Source organism: Amycolatopsis sp. NPDC041971, from assembly GCF_055588925.1.
Genome location: NZ_JBVJCE010000002.1, coordinates 354,248 through 372,504, shown reverse-complemented (window position 1 = coordinate 372,504; position 18,257 = coordinate 354,248). Strand labels below are relative to the sequence as shown.

17 protein-coding genes are annotated in these 18,257 nt (G+C 67.9%); 3 read left to right on the top strand and 14 right to left on the bottom strand.

The window, feature by feature from the left end; genetic code table 11:
- The first annotated feature begins 495 nt into the window (after positions 1-495).
- Entirely contained in the window at positions 496-936 is a 441-nt protein-coding gene (locus ACZ6DT_RS06830) for an SRPBCC family protein (protein ID WP_465589776.1), read from the top strand.
- A 152-nt stretch (positions 937-1,088) separates the two neighbouring features.
- On the opposite strand, the gene ACZ6DT_RS06825 is transcribed toward ACZ6DT_RS06830, so the two are convergent.
- From ACZ6DT_RS06825 to ACZ6DT_RS06795, 7 genes are all read right to left on the bottom strand, one after another.
- A complete protein-coding gene (locus ACZ6DT_RS06825) occupies positions 1,089-2,114 on the bottom strand; it encodes a glycosyltransferase family protein (RefSeq protein WP_465589773.1) in 1,026 nt (341 codons plus the stop codon).
- 154 nt (positions 2,115-2,268) lie between these two features.
- On the bottom strand, positions 2,269-3,690 hold the full coding sequence (locus tag ACZ6DT_RS06820; RefSeq protein ID WP_465589771.1) for a UDP-glucose dehydrogenase family protein: 1,422 nt from the start codon (positions 3,688-3,690) through the stop codon (positions 2,269-2,271).
- Positions 3,691-3,699: 9 nt separating this feature from the next.
- Positions 3,700-4,551, bottom strand: coding sequence for a glycosyltransferase family 2 protein (locus tag ACZ6DT_RS06815; protein ID WP_465589768.1), 852 nt, complete (start codon positions 4,549-4,551; stop codon positions 3,700-3,702).
- Positions 4,548-5,573: a glycosyltransferase gene (locus ACZ6DT_RS06810; RefSeq protein ID WP_465589765.1), complete on the bottom strand. Its 1,026-nt coding sequence runs from the start codon at positions 5,571-5,573 to the stop codon at positions 4,548-4,550. Before ACZ6DT_RS06810 ends, ACZ6DT_RS06815 begins: the two co-directional genes overlap by 4 nt.
- Positions 5,570-6,652 carry a glycosyltransferase gene (locus tag ACZ6DT_RS06805; protein ID WP_465589762.1) on the bottom strand — a complete coding sequence of 361 codons (1,083 nt, stop codon included), beginning with the start codon at positions 6,650-6,652 and terminating at the stop codon, positions 5,570-5,572. The genes ACZ6DT_RS06810 and ACZ6DT_RS06805 overlap by 4 nt, the downstream gene beginning before the upstream one ends.
- Positions 6,653-7,087: 435 nt before the next feature.
- Positions 7,088-7,222 carry a hypothetical protein gene (locus ACZ6DT_RS06800; RefSeq protein WP_465589759.1) on the bottom strand — a complete coding sequence of 45 codons (135 nt, stop codon included), beginning with the start codon at positions 7,220-7,222 and terminating at the stop codon, positions 7,088-7,090.
- A gap of 53 nt (positions 7,223-7,275) precedes the next feature.
- Positions 7,276-8,235 carry a helix-turn-helix transcriptional regulator gene (locus ACZ6DT_RS06795; RefSeq protein WP_465589757.1) on the bottom strand — a complete coding sequence of 320 codons (960 nt, stop codon included), beginning with the start codon at positions 8,233-8,235 and terminating at the stop codon, positions 7,276-7,278.
- A gap of 110 nt (positions 8,236-8,345) precedes the next feature.
- On the opposite strand from ACZ6DT_RS06795, the gene ACZ6DT_RS06790 reads away from it, so the two are divergent.
- The gene (locus ACZ6DT_RS06790; RefSeq protein WP_465589754.1) at positions 8,346-8,810 is read left to right on the top strand and encodes a nucleoside deaminase; all 465 of its coding nucleotides are present in this window, start codon (positions 8,346-8,348) and stop codon (positions 8,808-8,810) included.
- Here ACZ6DT_RS06790 and ACZ6DT_RS06785 read toward each other — a convergent pair.
- Positions 8,807-10,066, bottom strand: coding sequence for a GGDEF domain-containing protein (locus tag ACZ6DT_RS06785; protein ID WP_465589751.1), 1,260 nt, complete (start codon positions 10,064-10,066; stop codon positions 8,807-8,809). The two genes, ACZ6DT_RS06790 and ACZ6DT_RS06785, sit on opposite strands and share 4 nt — an antisense overlap.
- Before the next feature lie 228 nt (positions 10,067-10,294).
- Here ACZ6DT_RS06785 and ACZ6DT_RS06780 point away from each other — a divergent pair, with 228 nt between their 5' ends.
- The gene (locus ACZ6DT_RS06780) at positions 10,295-11,245 is read left to right on the top strand and encodes a chitinase (RefSeq protein WP_465589748.1); all 951 of its coding nucleotides are present in this window, start codon (positions 10,295-10,297) and stop codon (positions 11,243-11,245) included.
- 527 nt (positions 11,246-11,772) lie between these two features.
- Here the strand turns inward: ACZ6DT_RS06780 and ACZ6DT_RS06775 are convergent.
- From ACZ6DT_RS06775 to ACZ6DT_RS06750, 6 genes are all read right to left on the bottom strand, one after another.
- Positions 11,773-13,311, bottom strand: a complete 1,539-nt coding sequence (locus ACZ6DT_RS06775; RefSeq protein WP_465589745.1) for an ABC transporter substrate-binding protein — start codon at positions 13,309-13,311, stop codon at positions 11,773-11,775.
- A gap of 49 nt (positions 13,312-13,360) precedes the next feature.
- Positions 13,361-15,364, bottom strand: coding sequence for a hypothetical protein (locus tag ACZ6DT_RS06770; protein ID WP_465589742.1), 2,004 nt, complete (start codon positions 15,362-15,364; stop codon positions 13,361-13,363).
- 203 nt (positions 15,365-15,567) lie between these two features.
- Positions 15,568-16,086 (bottom strand): hypothetical protein, encoded by a 519-nt coding sequence (locus ACZ6DT_RS06765; RefSeq protein WP_465589739.1) that lies wholly within the window; start codon positions 16,084-16,086, stop codon positions 15,568-15,570.
- A gap of 122 nt (positions 16,087-16,208) precedes the next feature.
- A complete protein-coding gene (locus ACZ6DT_RS06760; RefSeq protein WP_101606846.1) occupies positions 16,209-16,478 on the bottom strand; it encodes a hypothetical protein in 270 nt (89 codons plus the stop codon).
- A gap of 87 nt (positions 16,479-16,565) precedes the next feature.
- Positions 16,566-17,198, bottom strand: a complete 633-nt coding sequence (locus ACZ6DT_RS06755) for a TetR/AcrR family transcriptional regulator (RefSeq protein ID WP_465589736.1) — start codon at positions 17,196-17,198, stop codon at positions 16,566-16,568.
- Positions 17,195-18,085, bottom strand: a complete 891-nt coding sequence (locus ACZ6DT_RS06750) for an SDR family oxidoreductase (protein ID WP_465589733.1) — start codon at positions 18,083-18,085, stop codon at positions 17,195-17,197. The genes ACZ6DT_RS06755 and ACZ6DT_RS06750 overlap by 4 nt, the downstream gene beginning before the upstream one ends.
- Positions 18,086-18,257: the final 172 nt, after the last annotated feature.

Genomic DNA, 18,257 nt, shown 5'->3' with positions numbered 1-18,257 from the left:
GGGTGGGGGGTGTGGGGGCTTGTTTCGGGGGTGGGGCGGGGGTTCGTTTTCCTTCCCCCCCCCCCCCCCCCCCCCCCCGACCCCTCGCACCGATGCCCCGCGTACCCCTGGAGCCACACCAGCAACAGTCCATAATGGACACAACGAGCTGAGGTGGGCGAACTTTCGTCACCGACAAGAAAGCGCAGTTCAACGGGTCGACAAACCTAAGCTACGCGGCATTGGGCTAGAACCCTCTTTGTCACTCACGACCCGGTCGAAACGCCCGAATCGGGCACTGCCGCCCCGGAGGTGTCCCCTGCGGACAGTCGAGAAGGTGTCAGGTCACCGTGACGAGCCCGCCCCTGTCACCACAATACCCACTTGACCAGCGGTTATGCGACTTTGCCGAGGCCCTGAGATCCGAGAGGGTGATGCGGGGTTTCCGGTCTCGGCGAGCGGGTAAGTCTCCAATACCGGCCGTACCGGAGCCGATAACCCCTCAAGGAGGTCGTGGTGGCTGCTGTTGCGCACTATGTGGAGGTCAACGCTCCCGCCCAGGCGTGTTACGACTGGTGGCGGCCCCTGACTCGGTTGCCGCAGGTGTTCTCCGATGTCAAGTCCGTGGAGGCCGTGGACGGCGACACGTCACGGACCAGGTGGAAGGTCGACGGTCCGTTGGGAACCACCGTGGAATGGGAGGCTCGCATCGTCGAAGACGCCCCGCCGCGAAAAATCGCGTGGGCCACCATCGAGGATGCCGACCCGGACGTGAAGAACTCCGGAGTCGTACGGTTCGACGACAAGGGTGACGGCCGCACCGGTGTCGAGATCGCCCTCGAGTACGAGCCCCCGGCCGGAAAACTGGGCGAAGCGGTCGCCTCGCTGCTGGCCGATCCGCAACAGAAGGTCGAGCGGGCCGCGGCGGAATTCAAGACCGTCATCGAAGCCCGCTGACCCACAGGAACACTCGAACCCGGCTCGCCACCCCCTGCCGTCGCAGACCACATGGTGAGCCGGGTTCGAGGCCGAGATGGCGCCGCCGAAGAGATGGCCCCGGCCGTGTGTCGGATCGTGGCCGACCGGTCCGGGTGCCCGCGACGAGGCGATCACCGCGATACGTCCGACAGCACCTTTTCGTACAGTGCCCGGTGCGCACGGGCGATCCGCCGTCGTTCCAGCCTGCGTTCGCTGGGATCAGCCTGCCAACTCGGCCGCTTGTGAAAGGCATACAGGACGGCGTCGGCCAGCGCGTCGGCGTCGAGACCGGACTGGTCGTGCCGATAGGTCAGACACGGCTGTTGCTGGTCGTAGAAGCCGCACGTGGACGTCGCGACCGTTGTACCGAGATCGTGGCACGCTTCCAACCAGCCCGAATGAGTGCCGAAGGTGTACGGCAGCACTGAAAGGTCCAGGTCGGCGAGGTAGCGCCACAACTCGGCGTCGGAGAAGAAGTCGTGCACATGCAGGGTGAGCAACCCCGCGTCCTGAGCTTCACGCAAGGCGGCGGCCGTCACTGGGTCGTGCTTCGGTCCTGGCTCGAAGACCTCGGTGTGGACGTCTACCCGGAGCTGCGCGTCGGGTAACCCGCCCACGACTTCGGTCAACACTTTCAGCACCGGCAGCGGAGCCATGTTCGGGCGGAGGCTTTTCGCGTGCAGTCCCACGGTGAACGGCCTCGGCCGCCGCTGAGGAATCTCGTCCGCGGCCACCACATGCGGATGCGGGAGCACGATCGCCCGACGGTCCCAATGGGTGGCGATGACACGCGCGGCGCCGGGCGTCAGGGTGATCAACGCGTCGGCCGCCGGTACGAGCACGTCCAACTGGGCGTGGTGCGCCGCGGAGTCCGGCTGGTGCGGGTTGTGCAGATCGTGCACCGTGAACACGAATGGTTTGTGCCAGCGCCGCAACGCGGCCACGATGGCCGAGAGCGTCGCCGGGCTGTGGGCGTCGAAACCGAAGTGCAGATGAAAGACGTCGAACGCGTCATGATGCTCGTCGATCCATTGTGGATCGAGCATCACCGGCGGCCACCACCGCACCGAGGTGCTCGGTGCGCCGCAGGGCAACGGATCGGCCAGCCGGACCACCCCGTCGTCACGATCCGGATCCGAAAGGTGGCGTACATACACGTGTCCACTCGGCACGGACGCGACCCGGACAACCTCTTGTCGCCGCACGGCTACCGGCCTTTCCATCATCGACTGACATTGTTCGGCCCCCCACTGCTGGACCAGTCCCGCCCTCGGCGGTTACCCGGCGACTCCGGTCGCTACACAGAACGATCTACGCGCTCACTTCGGTCGTCACCGAAGTGCGACCCTTCGAGCCGGCCAGGACGTCGCTCCCGAATCCAGCAACAGGGATCGGCGAATAGGGAGCTTCCGGTTCGGGCGCGGTGTGCGGAGGTCGTCCCAGACCCGTCCAGCTGAAGCCCGCTCGTGTGAGGGAAGCGGGGTCGAGCAGGTTGCGGGTGTCGACCACGGCCGGAGTGCGGACCGCGGCTGCGAGTCGCGGCCAATCCAGTTGCCGGAACTCGGGCCATTCGGTAAGGACGATGATCGCGTCGGCCCCGCTCGCGGCTTGGTAGGCGTTGTCCGTCACCGCGAACGGAAGATCGGCGGCCGGGCTCACGGCGGGGTCGAAAGCCACCAGGTCGGCGCCGGCTTCACGCAGCAGGGCGGCCACGGCCAGCGCGGGTGAATCGCGCAGGTCGTTGGTTCCGGCTTTGAACGTCAACCCCAGCAGCGCCAGCCGTACCTGACTCAGTGAACCGAGGCGGGTTCCCGTGACCACCTCGCGGATTTTGTCCACCACCCGCTTGTGCTGGCGGATGTTGGTGTCGATGGCGGCGCGGGCGAGACGGAACTCGAAATCCAGGGAGTCCGCGAGTTGCACCAGCGCGGAGGTGTCCTTCGGCAGACAGGAACCTCCCCAGCCCGGGCCGGGCGCCAGGAACTCCTGACCGATCCGGTGGTCGTATCCCATTCCCTCGGCGACGTCGACGATGTCGGCCCCGGCGCGGTCGCACAGTTCGGCGATGGCGTTGGCGTAGGACAATTTGACGGCCAGGAAACAGTTGGCGGCATACTTGATCAGCTCGGCGGAAGCGGCATCGGTCAGCACGGTCGGGGCACCCAGCGACGAATAAAGAGCCGCGACCCGTCCCGCCGCGTCCCGGCACGTCGAGCCGACCACGATCCGATCCGGATGGAGGAAGTCCCGGACGGCGGTGCCTTCCCTGAGAAACTCCGGATTGGACACCACGGCCACGTCGTCACGACGCAGGAACGACCTCAACCGGGCCGCGGTACCGACCGGGACGGTGGACTTGGTCACCATGGTGCAGCCGGGCGGGAGCATTTCGCTGATCTGCTTCACCACTGACTCGAGGATGCCGAGATCGGCGAGTCCTCCCGCGCCCATCGGAGTCGGCACGCAAAGGAACACCATCTCCGCACTTCGCAGGACGTGGGCGAACGCGGGGTCGGTGGTGCTCACGCATTTCAGCCTGCCGTTGGCGGCGCCGTCGGTGACCAGATCGGCCAGCCCCGGCTCGAGAATGTCGATCCGGCCGTCGGACAACCGGTCGACTTTGCCTTGGTCGGTGTCGACGCACACCACGGTGTGTCCGAGCGAGGCCAGGCAGGCACCCGTGGTGAGCCCGACGTATCCGGTTCCGATGACAACGACGCGTCGTGAGGGCATGGTGATCCTTTACTTCGAGTCGTGGTGTTCGAGCAAACGGAGCGTGTCGCGTTCCGGGTCGAAGTGGACGGCCCCGGCGCGGTCCAGTTCGGCCAGCCAGTCGGCCATCGGCCAGAACCCGTGGCGGCGGTGGAACAGGTGAGCGTTCGCCACCAGTCCGGGGGTGTGACGCGCCTCGTGCCTGCTGGGCGGGTGGTACTGGTGGAACGCCGTGGCCCCACCGACCCAGGCCAGCCGGGCGCCGCGATCGGCTGCGCGCAGGGCGAAATCGGTGTCTTCGGCGCCGTACCCGGTGAATTCCTCGCAGAAGCCACCGAAGCGGAGCCAATCCTCTCGCGAGGTCGCGAAGGACAACGACCAGAAGAGCTCGAACCGGCCGTCCTCCAGCGTGATCTCACCTGGTGGCGGTGCCGGCCTGCCCGGATGTGGCACGGCCAGCCGGGCGAGTTCCCGAGCCGCCGGATATCCCCGTGGCGATGGGGGTGGCAAGTAGGCCACCGGACCGCAGAGCAGCGTCGCGGGAGGTACACGACGAACCGCGCCTTGGTAGTGGGCCAGCGAACCAGGACCCGGAATGCAGTCGACATCCAGGAACACCAGCAGTTCACTGGCGTGTTCGAGGGCCACGCGCGCGCCGGCGTTGCGGGCGGCGGCCAACGGTAGTCCTCGGTCTCCCGCCGTCACGAGGGCCGTCACGACCGGCGGCGTGCCCGGGACGTCCCCGAGGTCCGGAGGTCCGGCCATACCGACCACGACGTGCAGGTCGACCTCTTCGCTGGTCAGAGCCTCTCGTTGTCGCTGCAAGTGGAGTTCACGGCCGGCCGTGATGGTGATGACCGTGGTGCGCGGCCGGGCGGTCACCTCTTGCCCGCCAGTTCCCGCAGCACGGCGGCGGCCCGAATCGCGCCGTCTCCGCTCGACCAGTTCGTCCAATCGCCGCCTCTCGCTTGCGCGCGGGCCAGGAGTGCGGACCAGCGGTGAGGTTCGGGCCAGGAAGGGAGGACCACACCCAGCTTGGCGCGGATGAGCGCGGCGGCGGTGGCGTGCTGCTCGCCGAACGGGCGGGGCTGCGGGATCACGACCGCGGCGCGCCTCGCCGCCGCCAATTCGGCCAGAGCGTTCTGCCCGGCGTGGGTGATCACGACGCCGGCGTCGCTCAGCAGCGGCCACGGGTCGGCCACCCAGCCGTGGTGTCGCAGATTCGGCGCCGGGAAATCCGAGTCTTGACCCTGGCGGCCGGGACCGGCGACGTCCCAGCTCCAATCCGGAGTGGCCGCCGCGGCCGCCCGCAACTGGGCCGATGACACCGCGAGTCCGCCTGAACCCCACAAGACGAGGACATTCCGTTCCGCCGCGACCGAGGTCGACGAACGATGGTCGAACCGCGAGAGCGCGCCGACATGGACGGTTTTCGCGAGCCATTCTTCCGGCCAGTCCGGGGCGGGGCGGGGCGGCCACGGCGCGATGATCACTTCGGCGAGGTCATAGGCGGTGCGGTGAGCCCGGTCGGTGCGCCGGCCCGGTTGGGCCACAACCGCCACCGGTACGCCGTGCAGGCGGGCCAAGAGCGCCACTTCCACCGACACGTCGCTGACCAGGAGCCGGACGTCGTCGTCGCGTAATGCCGAGCTGATCTGCGCCATGCGAGCGCGCAGACCTTCGTGGTGCCGGGGTGCCCAGTGCACTGTGGATCCTGCGGTCACGTCGTCGTGCCACCGGTCGACACCGTCCGCGTCTCCGGGCAGCACCGTCCAGCGGCCCGGCCACTGCGCGGGGATGGGAAGACTGGACAACCCGATCGCTCGCTCACCCAGGGCTTGGGCGATCGTGACGGCCCGATGGACGTGCCCGGAACCGTGATGGTGGACGTAGAAGGCGATCATGACAACAGCTCCCGGTAAAGCTGCACGTATTCGTCCACCATCCGGTTCGCCGAACAGGCCGTCTCCGCGCGGTGTCGCGCCGCCGCCCGGTCCACAGTGGAGGCTCGCGTGATGGCGGCGGCCAAGCCGTGGACGTCGTCGGGAGCGGCCAGCGCGCCACTGGTGTCGTCGAGTATTTCCGGGAGGGCTCCCCTCGCGAACCCCGCCACCGGGGTACCGCAAGCCAGTGCTTCGGCGACCACCAACCCGTAAGGTTCTTCCCATCGCGGCGACACCACCGCCACACTGGCGGAGCCGACAAGGTCGACCAGATCATGGTGGGCCAAATGTCCCAGGTACTCGATCTCTTTCCCGAGCAGCGGTTCGATCCGTTCACGGAAGTAGTCGGTGTCCGGCAGCGGACCCGCCAGCCGCAGCCCGGTACCGGCCTCGAGCGCGGCCCGGATGGCCAATTCCGGGCCCTTTTCCGGCACGAACCGGCCGAACCACACCGGAACGCCGGACCCGGCGCCCGGCGTCCACCGATCCAGGTCGACTCCGTTGCGCACCACCGTGATCTCAGAGGCGAGTGAGGACCACTGACCGGCGGTGTGGGCGCTGACCGCCGCGAAGCTGGTATGCCGGGGAGACCGTAGTCGGACCGCGGACTCCAGCCACGGAGTCGGCGGGGTGTGCAGCGTGGTGAGCGTCGGCGTCCGCAACGTCGAGGCCATCGCGATGGGCAGATAGTGCAAGGAGTTGTTATGCACGACGTCGCATTGTCCGCTGGCGCCGAGATCGAGCATCAAACCCAGGTAGGCGTGGTGCTCGGCGATGAAGAAATCGGCGGGCATGCTGACGTCAAGCCTCGCTTGTGCGGAAAGAGCCGGCAGGACCGGCATCGCCTGGACCTGCAGGGTCGGATCGGAATCCGTCCCGCCGAAGACGGTCACTTCGTGCCCTCGCTCGCGCAGACCGGTCGCCAACTGCCAGGTGTGCGCCTCCAGGCCACCGGCGAAAGGTTCTCGGATGGGATAGCGAGCCGACGCCACCAAACCAATGGACAGTTTCGCGCCCTCGCGTCCAACCTTCTGCTTCACGAAATGTCGGCTTCGCTCCACCGTGGGTGTCGCTCGTACCACCGGGTTTGCCCCTTCCACGGTAAACGCTCCCTACCCGAGTCAACGCCGTCGGCCAAGCCGAATCGAGCAGGACCGTGACAGTCTCCGAAAAGGACTCTCGACTCGGCGGGCGCCACCTCCCGCCTGATACCCCCGCGAGAAGCCGGGGAAACGACGTCTGCGTGATGTTTATCCGTCCGGGGGGTGATCAAGCCGGTTATCTGGATGACCGAGGGCGATCCTGAGGTCGTAGTGATCGTCGCCAGCCGTCAGAGGGGCTCCCGGCCGCGGCCGGGAGTAGGGCATCAACCGGACAGTTGCTGGTTCTACGGTCGTGGCACGGGGGACCCGGACCTTGAGGTATGTCCAGAACCCTGAAATGCCTGGTCAAAGCCTTGCCGCAGAAAAGTACGACTATTCGGCTTCGGGAAGCCCTTCCCACCACGAACCCGGGTCGCTGTTCCTCGGCATCGTGTACGGCCCGCGGACGGTCGTCGGCGGCGGGCTCGCGCCGTCCATCATGGTGCTGCCGCTCGAATCCACCGGCACCTCAATGCCGCCTTGCCGAACGCGCGAAGCGAGCCGCACAGTCCACTTCGGACTCACACGACCGCGCGCACGAAACGGTCGGCGACCAGCCTCAGTTGCTCCTTGACCTCATCCGGCGCCTCCTCCACCACGAAGTCGACGTCCCAATGGGCGAGGTAGTAAGGCATCACGGAAAGGTCGTTGGAGCCGACCCTGACCCGGCAGGTGTGCTCGTCGATGGCCTCGATCGTGCCGACGGTCGGTGCCACGTATTCAGCGAGCGCGTCCGCCGAGGCGTTCACCCGCAGCACCATCTGGTGCGGATACGGCGAGGAAGTGATCCCGCGGGAGACGTAGGCCGCGAGGTCCTCGGCGGGCGGTTCCCTCGGCGTGAACCGGAAACTCGTGTCCGGGACGCCGTCGATGCGGTCGACGCGGAAGGTCCGCCAGTCGTCGCGCTCGAGGTCGAACGCGATCAGGTACCACCTGCGCCCGGTGTGCACCAGGCGCAGAGGCTCGATGTAGCGCTCGCTGACGTCGCCGTTGTGGCTGCGGTAACCGAAGCGGAGCCGCTGATGGTCGCGGCACGCGGACGCGATGACCGTCAGCGCCGCCGCGTCGATGACCGGAACGACGCCGCCGAGCGGAATCATCGCGGTGTTCAGCGCGGTCACGCGGTGCCGAAGCCGGGCGGGCAGCACCTGCTCCAGTTTCGCGAGCGCGCGCACCGATGTCTCCTCGATGCCCGAAACCGTCCCGTTCGCGGCCGTGCGGAGCCCGACGACGACCGCGACGGCCTCGTCGTCGTCCAGCAGCAGCGGCGGCAGCGCGGCCCCCGCGCCGAGCCGGTAACCGCCCGCGACACCGGGGGTCGCGTGCACCGGGTAGCCCAGTTCCCGCAGCCGCTCGACGTCGCGGCGGACCGTGCGGACGTCCACCTGCAGGCGATCGGCCAGGTCGGCGCCCGGCCAGTCGCGCCGCGCCTGCAGCAGGGAGAGCAACCTCAGCAGCCGTGCCGACGTGCCCGTGGTCATCGGTTCGCTCGCTTCATGGAAGGAGTGTGGCAGACATCGAGGACAGTTTCGGTCCGCATTGGTCTCGTTGCCCCTCGGCAAAACCGTCCTAGCCACTCACAAGCCGTAATGTGATCCGGGTGATCGATCCCGCGCACCTGCTGTCCGTCGCCCGTGAAGAGGCCGAACTCGGCAAGGCCGAGGGCGGGGTCCCGATCGGCGCCGCGCTCTTCGACACCGCCGGTGTCCTGCTCGGCCGCGGCCACAACCGCCGCGTCCAGGACGGCGACCCGTCGATGCACGCCGAGACCTCCGCGTTCCGGAACGCGGGCAGGCGGCCGCACTACCGGGACACGATCATGGTCACCACCCTCTCCCCCTGCTGGTACTGCAGCGGGCTGGTGCGCCAGTTCGGCATCGGCCGGGTGATCATCGGCGAGGCGGCCACGTTCGAGGGCGGGCACGGCTGGCTCGAGGAGAACGGTGTCGAGATCACCCTGCTCGACGACCCGGCGTGCACCGCGCTGATGACCGAGTTCATCCGGGAGCACCCGGAACTGTGGTTCGAGGACATCGGCGTCCCGGCCGGAGATTAGGTTTCGACCTCGAAGACGACGGTCCGGTTGCGCCCGGCGCCCTTCGCCGCGCGCAGGGCCTGATCCGCCGCGCCGACGAGCCGGTCGAGTGTCTCGCCGGCGGCGGGATGCGACGACACCCCGATCGAGACGGTCGCCCCGGCGAATGTCCCACCCAGTGAGACGAACGTCGAGGAGATCCGCAGCCGGATGCGTTCGGCGATCGAGTGGGCGTCGAACCGGCTCGTACCGGGCAGCAGGACGACGAATTCTTCGCCGCCGAACCGGCCGACGAGGTCCGCCGCCCGCACCTCCGCGCGCAAAGTGTCCGCCACGGCACGGAGAACGTCGTCACCGACACGTCTGCCGTGCTGGTCGTTGAGCCGGGCGAAGTGGTCGAGGTCGAGCATCAGCAGCGAAAGATCGGCGCCACGGCCGCGAAGCAGCTCGAACTGGGTGCGGGCACCGTCCAACCAGGACGACGCGGTGAGCAGTCCGGTGCCGGAGTCCGTACCCGCGTGGCCGCGCAGGGCCCGCATCGTCCCCGCCCGGTGAAGTACCACGAGCGCGCCCGCGAGCACCACGGTGACGAACGGCCAGTCCGCCGCCGACCACGCGAGCAGCAATCCGAACGCGACCATCGCCGCGTCGAAGGCGAATCCCGACGGTTCCGCCCCGAATTGCGCCGCCGGCGCGGCCAGGGCGGCATCGACGGACAGGAACACCAGGCCGGTCGCGAAAACCAGCGCGAAACTTTCGAAATCCCTTGCCGCGCCGAGGAACGGCGGCGCACCCAGCACTACCGGGGTGATCGAGGCACCGAGCGCCGAAAGCATGGTGGCGGAAGCCGCGAACACCTGGCGGTGCGGGATTCCGCGCCGGATCCGGCACCAGCGGTATCCCGCCGAGGCGACGACGAGTACCGCCGCCGGCGCAGGCGGCAGGAGCAACACGCCCGCGAAGATCCAGGCCGCGTCCAGTCCGGCGCCGAGCCGGGTGTCGGCGCGAGACCGCTCGACGGGACGCGAAAGCTCCGAACTGAAGATCATTCCCGCCAGCAGAGCGGAAAACGGGAGCAAGGACGACGGTGTGGGCGGGCGCAGTACGAAGAGGTACGCGGTGGCGGCGAAGGCGGCGGCGTCGATGAGGAGCAGGTACCCGATCAGGCCACGCCTGGGTACTTCCCACAGGCTCCAGGACCCCAGTACCCGTCGCGGCGCGGCGAGCCGGTCTCTCCGGCCGCGGCTTCCGGTCACCATCAGGGAGTCCCCCACCATTTCGGCAAACTAGCCGGTAATCGCGGTGGTGTCGATCCGCTTTCCGGGTCAAGACCCCCTACTAAGGTCGGTCGTTCACACCGGGAATCCCGGTGAATTCTTGACAGTCCTCATTGGTCCAGTCCACTGTGAGTGAGCACACGGTTACCTCCCGGTTGATACGCCGCGTCAAGACGGAGGTGCTCCACACCTGCGCGCCTCGCCGCGCGTGTACCAGTTGGAGGACCCATGAACTCCCTACGACGCTGGGCGACGTTGGCCACCACCGTCGGCACCGCTCTCGCCACGGCCGTCGGCCTCGCCCCCGTCGCCTCGGCGGCCCCGGACGCGGTGCTCGCCTCGCCCTATCTGTACCAATGGTCGGGACAGACGGATCCGATCGCCGCGATGAACGCCACCGGGGTCAAGGCGTTCACCCTCGCGTTCATCCTCTCCGACGGCGGCTGCAACCCGAAATGGGACGGCAGCCGTTCCCTCACCGGCGCCGACGCCACGATGATCACCAACATCCGGGCCAAGGGCGGCGACGTCATCCCGTCGTTCGGTGGCTGGTCCGGCACGAAACTCGGCCCGAAATGCGGCACTCCCGCAGCCCTCGCCGGCGCGTACCAGAAGGTCATCGACGCCTACAAACTCAAGGCGATCGACCTCGACGTGGAAAACACCGACGAGTTCGAGAACTACACGGTCCAGGACCGGATCCTGAACGCCGTCAAGATCACGAAGCAGAAGAACCCCGGCCTGCGCGTGGTCATCACCATCCCGACCGACGTCGGCGGCCCCAACGCGCACGGGAAGCGGCTGATCAACCAGGCGAAGGCGCTCGGCGCGGGGGTCGACGCGTGGTCGGTCATGCCGTTCAACTTCTCCAGCGGCGGTGACATGGCAGGCAAGACCCGCAGTGCCGTGGACGGGCTGAAGAACGTCGTGAAATCCACCTTCGGCCTGAGCGACGACGCGGCCTACCGGCGTAGCGGGCTTTCGTCGATGAACGGGAGGACCGACGTCGCGGGTGAGACCGTCAGTGTCGCCGACTTCCGGGCCATCCGCGACTACGCGGCGAGCAAACATCTCGCCCGGCTGTCGTTCTGGGCGGTGAACCGCGACTGCAACAACTGCGCGGGAATCGCACAGGGCAAGTACGACTACACCAAGATCGTGGCGGGTTACACCGGCTGACTTCCGTTCCCCACCGGTGTCAGTCCGTGAAGGCCTCCTTCCCTACTCTCAAGGTCAGGGTTCCGGCAAAGTCGCATAACCGCTGGTCGGTGGCGCTTTAGTGATTCGAACTGGACTTCCGACGGGGGCGGATGACAGGGTGTCTTGAGCGTCAAATGTCCACAAAGGACAATATCCGGCCGCTGGTTGTCCATTTGATGCGTTTATGTATGTTTTTCGACTGGGTCGTGAGTGAAATTTAGGGCTAGAACCCTCTTTTTCGCTCACGACCCAGTCGAAAAGCGCCCAAATCGGGCACTGTAGCCCCGGAGGCATCCTATGTGGACAGTCGAGAAAGATGTCAGGCGACTGTGACGAGCCCGCCTCTGTCACCGCAACACCCACTTGACCAGCGGCTATGCGACTTTGCCGGAACCCTGACTCTCAAGGTAGGGAAGGAGGCCTTCACTACCTTCGCCTCCGCCCTTGGGTCGTTCTGGTGAGCCGGGAGGTGAGGTGTCCGGCCAACGGGGGAAGCTCAGCCCCCTTTACCGGCCGCAGTCCGGCTTCGTGTTCAGCGGCCGACCGCGCGACCACACGAGGTCGACCGGATGCACCGAACCGTCGGGGTCGATCGACAGGATCGGCAGCGCCTTGTCGAGCTGGTTCCCGGTCGCCTGGTCGAACGCGACGAATCCGGTGGCGCCGGGCACCGGCGAGTTGCAATCGATGCCGCGCAACACGTTCGCCACCGAGACCGGATCCGCCGACACGTTCTGCACCGCCGCCTCGACCGCCGCGGCGACGGCGTCGTGCTCGATCATCGCGGCGCCGTCCCACAGTTCCTCCTTCGGGAAACCATGCGTGCCGGTGAATTCGGCGATGAAGTTGTCGTAATTCTTCTTGTACGTCGGATGCGCCGGATCGGCGGTGAACATATCCCACTGGTCGGGATAGGCGAGGGCCGTGTAGCGAAGGCGGACACCGATGTCCCCGTTCAACGGCAAGGGTTCCCCGGCGAGTGTGCTCGCGTCGTCCCCGGTCATCACGGTCACCGTGTCGAGTCCTTCGCAGGCGCCGTCGCCCGCCAACGCCGCCACGAGGGCACCGAGATCGAGCCCGCGGCCGGCGAAGTAGATCAGGTCGGGTCTCGCGCCGCAGACGTCGTTGTGCCACTGGCTGAACAGTCCTCGCAGGTAATCCGTGCGCGAGGTGTCGTTGAGCGGCTTGACGTCGTAGGTCTTCGTGAAGATGACCGGGACCTTCGACGAGTTCTGGAAGGCTTCGGCGAGCGTGGTCGCGTAGGTGTCCTCCTTGCTGACTCCCTGGATCATCATCACGCGGCGGAAACCGTGCGCGGCGATGTATCCGGCCGCCGCGCGGGCCTCGTCGGTGTTGGTCGGGCCCACGCGGAAGAAGTTCTCGATCCGCGCGCCCCTCGGGTCGGTGTTCATGTTGTCCGCGGTGACGGTCGCGCCGATCGTGGCGATGCCGTGCCGGGACAGCTCGGCCACCAGCGCCCGGCTGTTCTCCGAACTGGTGCCGACGTCCGTGACCGCCACGATGCGCTGGGCGGCGGCCGCGGCGACGATCTCCTCGGCGACGACGCGCCAGTGGTCGGCGTTGCTGCCGTAGTTGGCCAGCAGGAGCTTGATCCCCGGGGGCCCGTTCTTCGGCCACGCGGCGGTGATCGCGCCCTGGATCTCCCGCCGGACGAACGGGAACGGCTGGCTGTCGACCTTCGGATCGGGCGCCAGGTTCTCCAGTACCACGATGGTCTTGAAGTTGTCGCCCGCGGTCTCGTTGCGGCTCTTGATGAGCTTCTCCAGCGGGTCGAGCGGATCGTCGTCCCGCATCGGGCCGGAGTCGAGGTTCAGCCCGACGCAGACGTACGACGAGCCGACCGACTCCTCGTCCGCGTCCACCGTCCGCAGCCCGGAACCGCAGGACTCCCAGGGGCGGATCCCCACCAGCACGGCACTCAGCAGCAGGACCACGACCGCGATCAGCAGCACCCGATGGCGGCGCGCCCAGGCCCGTGGCCGCACCGGCGGTCCCGTCGCCGCGCGTTCACGGGCCTCGGACATACGTGTTCTCAGTGAATCGAGCCAGGACATCACAAAGTTCCGTTCGGGTTCAGGGGAATTCGCCGCGCCGGGCGGCTTCCTTGGCCGACACGAGCGCGCCGACGTCCGGCTGGTGCGAGGTGGTGGCCAGCGCGGCGAAGGCGTTCGCGATCACCTGGTGCTGGCCTTGCCCGCGGACCGCGAAGGGGTTGGCGGTCAGCCAGCCCGCCGCGATGAGCCGGGCGACGTTGTTCCGGATCTCGGACCGGTCGTTCGGACGTCGCGCGTTGTCCAGTTTGACGAGTTCTTCGTACAGCTCTGCGTGATCACGCTCGGGTGGCAGATCGTCGGGCGCGTTGAGGACCAGCTCGAGCTTCGCGACCCATTCCGCGTGCGGGATCCGGTTGAACTCACGCTCGAAGAAGGTGACCACGTCGCCGATGTCGCCCAGTGCGAGGTTGCAGTAGGCCAGGCGCACCGGATCCTGCGCGGTGTCCGGGTCGTCGCGCAGGGCCTTGAACTGGTCCGTGTAGGTCGGCCCGTCCCCGTCCCCGCGCCGGGCCAGCGCGGACACCAGGTTCGCGGCGATCCACGGATGCAGTGCCGCCTGGTCGTCCGTCGTAGCAGGCGAGTTCCTCGCCGTCACCCACAACGAGGTGCGCAGCTCGGTCAGGATCCGCCCGACGTGCGGCTGGTCGATCCGGCTCTGCGCGGCGTCCGGGATCAGCCAGGGCGCGGTCGCGAACGGGGCCGCGGTCACGAAGTCGTCGAGGTCGACGTCGTCGAGATGCTCGGTCAGGCCGAGTTCGGTCAGCCTGCGGTAGCAGGGATCCTGTTCACCACGGGGATCGGTGGTGAGCAGATCGCGGTCGCCTTCGCGCACGTCGCTCGCCCGCAATCGCGTCGCGAGCTGCTCGACCGCCGACGGCAGCCCGCCGGTCGCCCGGTGCGCGAGCGCGACCTTCGGGGTCAGCGCGCCGGAATCGAGGACGCGCGCGACCCGCCCGATCGGCTGAGGCGAGATCCGGACCGGGTAGTACGCCGACTCGAGCGCGCCATGGGCGGGATTCGCCCAGTCGTCGTAGGAGGCCTCCTCGCAGTCCGCCATCGGCCGGACGGCGGGCGCCGCGCCGGAGGCGGGTTTCCACGGCGCGAGCCAGGCGGTGCCCCAGTCGTCGTGCCACCGCCCACTGGTGGCGATGACCAGCAGCGCGTCGTGGGCCTCGCGATCGTTCGGATGCTGGACGGCGTGCCGTTCCCGCGCGGTGATCAGGTCGGCGAGGAACTCGGTCCCGCCGGCGTGGTCGACGTCGTCGAGTACCACCACCCAGTTGTGCCAGTGCCTGCGCCGCTGCGTGATGTCGCAGGCGCAAGGGCTCTTCTCCTCCGGTCTTGCCATCCGCGGATGGTTCTCCCGGACGTCGCCGAGGAACGCCGCCATCAGCCATTCGGTGACCGCCTTGGCGTCGCGGGCGCTGCCGTGCGCGAGCCGGTTGAGTTCGAGCAGCGCGTCGAACGGGGATCTTCCCTCGGCGTTGGGGAAGTCGGCCAGCGACCGCAGCGCCTTGCCGAGCCGCGGCCGGATGTTCCGGACCAAATGCGGGAACGTCTGGCGGAACAGGTCCGCATACGGTGGTTCGACGAGACCGGTCGCCTTCGCCGTCTCGGTCAGCGTGTCGAGCGCTTTGTCCAGTGCCGGTGTCCAGATGATTCCGTGGAAACTGTTGAGCAACGATTTCAGCTGTGCCAGATCTTCGTCACGATTTCGCCCGGAAAGCTCCGCTTGAACCGCGATCAGCGCGATGGTGAAACGAACGAACTGCGGTTTCGGCCGATTCCGCCATTTACTCGAGAACGAGTAGGCCAGTTTCGTGAGCACGTCGATCGTGCCCGCTCTGCCGCCGTGCCCGAAATCGAATCCGGCGTGCACGACACCCCAGCCCAGGTCCTGGCGGATCGCTTCCAGTGCCGTGGTCTTACCCGAACCGACCGGCCCGAGCAGCAGCGTCACCGGCTGCTGACGGGACGGGTTCCCGGTCTCACGGTTGATCAGCATTCTCCGGGCGAGCTGCACCGCTGGAGAATGTCGCCCCACACTCATTTTTCCTGTTCAGCCCCTCGCTCTGCTCCGGAAGGAATGGAGAGTGCGGACCATCGTAGATAGCGGGACGAAGCCCGCACACGGGAAGAAGGGCACCAGACACGAAAGGAGGAGAGCCGGAGCTAATCGTGATTCTTGTTCGACGGTGAGCGACGCCGCCGATCACCCGAACGGCGCTATCCGCCCCATTGCGGCCAACGGCCGCCACCGGGATATCCGCCGTGATACCAATCGTGAGGCCACTCGTGGTGACCGGCGCGCGGATCCGGCCGTTCCTCGCGGACGGGAGTGGGTGTCGGCGACGGCTTCTCCGAGCCGTGCATAGACGCCGTCATCGGCGGCGGGGGCGCGACACTGCCGCCCGAAGGCCCCGACTGGACGGGCGAAGACGCCGCGTCGTCCGGGACATCGACAGCCTGCGGGCCGATGGTCAGCGACGGTGGCGGGAGCGGCGTCCCCGGGACGACCTCGACCGGGTCGGCCGGAGTGAGCAGGAAGACCAGCACGCCGCCGACCACGACTCCACCCGCCGAAAGCGCCGAAATCCGCCGGATCTTCCCGCTACCGGGAGCGGCGGTGTCCGGAGCCCGATGCTTGGGCCCGCGCGGTCCCCGGCGGCGGGGCGCCGCGCCGGCTTTCCGCATCAACTCGCTCAGGGCGTCCCCACCGGCATCGCGGCGAGCCGTGCGTGCCATCGGCACCTCCCAACCCGGTCCGTCGATCGGCGCGACGGCCTCATCCCGGGGTGGATCCTAGGAACGCGGGAGGCGGTTGTAAACGGTCGTCGTCCACTGCGGACGGACGATGCGGTGAAGGGTCAGGCAGCCGCGGTGACCGCGATCGCGGCTTCGCCCGCCTCGGTCAGCTCGGCGGGCACCCGGCCGGTGACCGCGGACAGACCGGTGGACTCGGCGGGGCGGATGTAGCCACCGTGAGCCAGCGCGTGCGCGGTCATCTGATCACAGCAGGCGAACCCGTCGATGAAGAGATCCGGCTCGCAGCTGCACGACATCTGGGCGCGGCGCGCCGCGACCGCTCGCAGCATCGCCATGGCTCGATGGGACAGTTCGACCTCTGAACCGGACACCGGATTGGACCTCTCTCGATCAGCCACCTGAATCAGCAGCACTCACACCGGGTTATCGGTCGCTGCTCCATCAGTGTTAACAAGATCTCAGACGTTGTCCGTGACTTCTCGGTTCCGTGAAATCTTCGCGGACGCCAGGGTGGGCTCCAGTACCCGCGCCCACTGGGCGACGATCTGCTTTCGCCGCTTCGTGTCATCGGTCAGCAGGTTCGCCAGCCCCAGGCCGCGGGCAAGGTCGAGAGTGGCCTGGACCAGCTCACGAACGCCCTGGTGGGACTCGTCGACGCCGAGCAGTTCGACGGTCACCCGGTGCGCTTCCCGGCCGACCCGGGCCTCCAGCGGCACCAGGGTCGCGCGCAGCGACTCGTCGGTCGACGCGGCGACCCACAGATGGAGCGCGGCGCGGAACATCGGCCCGCTGTAGAGGTTGAGCACCATGTCGACGGCCCGTTCGATCCGCGACCGCCCCGGCGGCAGTTCCGCCGCGCGGGCACGCAGTTCCACGATCTGGATCTCGCCGACGTGCTCGACCGCGGCCGCGACCAGATCCTCCCTGGTCGGGAAGTGGTGCTGGGCGGCGCCGCGCGAGACCCCGGCGCGTTCGGCGATCAACGCGACGGTGGTCCCGTTCCAGCCCAGCTCCCCGATCGTCTCGACGGCGGCCTCGACCAGCCGCCGCCGGGTCGTGCGGCTGCGCTCCTGCTGCGGTTCGCGGATCATGGCCCTGACTCTGGAGTACGTGCTTCGACCGCGTCTGATGAGGTCTCAGCGGTAAAGCGTGCTTCGACCCAGAAATCGAGTTGCAGGTCTTCCTCCCGCGCACCGATGCGGTACCTCGAGAAGTCCGTGACCCCTTCGGCGGCCTGCACCTCGTCGTCGATGTAGAAGTGCCCGGACGCCTCGCGGCTCGGTTTGGTGAGGATCGCGCGCGCCGCGTCCGCCATGATCTCCGGCGTCCGCGACTTCGCCGCGAGTTCGGCGCCGACGACGTTGCGGATCGCCGCGGTGTCGATCGTCGTCCGCGGCCACAGCGAGTTCGCCGCGATCCCGAACTGCCGCAATTCCGCGGCGAGCCCGACGGTCACCAGGCTCATCGAGTACTTCGCGATGCTGTACGCGAGATGCCCGGCCTGGAACCACTTCTCATCGAGGCTGATCGGCGGGGACAGCGTCAGGATGTGCGCGTTCTCGGACAGTTTCAGGTACGGGATGGCGAGTTTCGACAGCAGGAACGATCCGCGCGCGTTGACATCCTGCATCAGGTCGTAACGCTTCATGCTGACCGCTTCGGTCGGCGTCAGATCGATCGCGCTGGCGTTGTTGAGCACGACGTCGATACCGCCGAACTGGTCCGCGGTCCGCGCGACCGCGGCCTCGACCGACGTGTCGTCGCGGACGTCGCCGACGATCGGCAGCGCCTGCCCGCCGGCGTCCTCGATGGCCTTGGCGGCGGTGTAGAGCGTTCCCGGCAGTTTCGGATGCGGCTCGGCGGTTTTGGCCAGCAAAGCGATGTTCGCCCCGTCGCGGGCGGCGCGGACCGCGATGGCCTCACCGATCCCACGGCTGCCGCCGGAGATGATGATCGTCTTGCCGTGGAGCGTGCTCATCCGAACTCGCCTTCCGTAGTGGGCTCATGAGTGGCGATGAGGGCTATTTGCGAGGTAGGGCACACGTGGCTTGGTCGGTGCTGGGGGTCGGGGGGGGGGGGGGGGGGGGGGGGGGGGGGGGGGGGGAGAGGGGGGGGAGGGGGGGGGAAGAGGCGGGCGCGGTCGAGTGGGA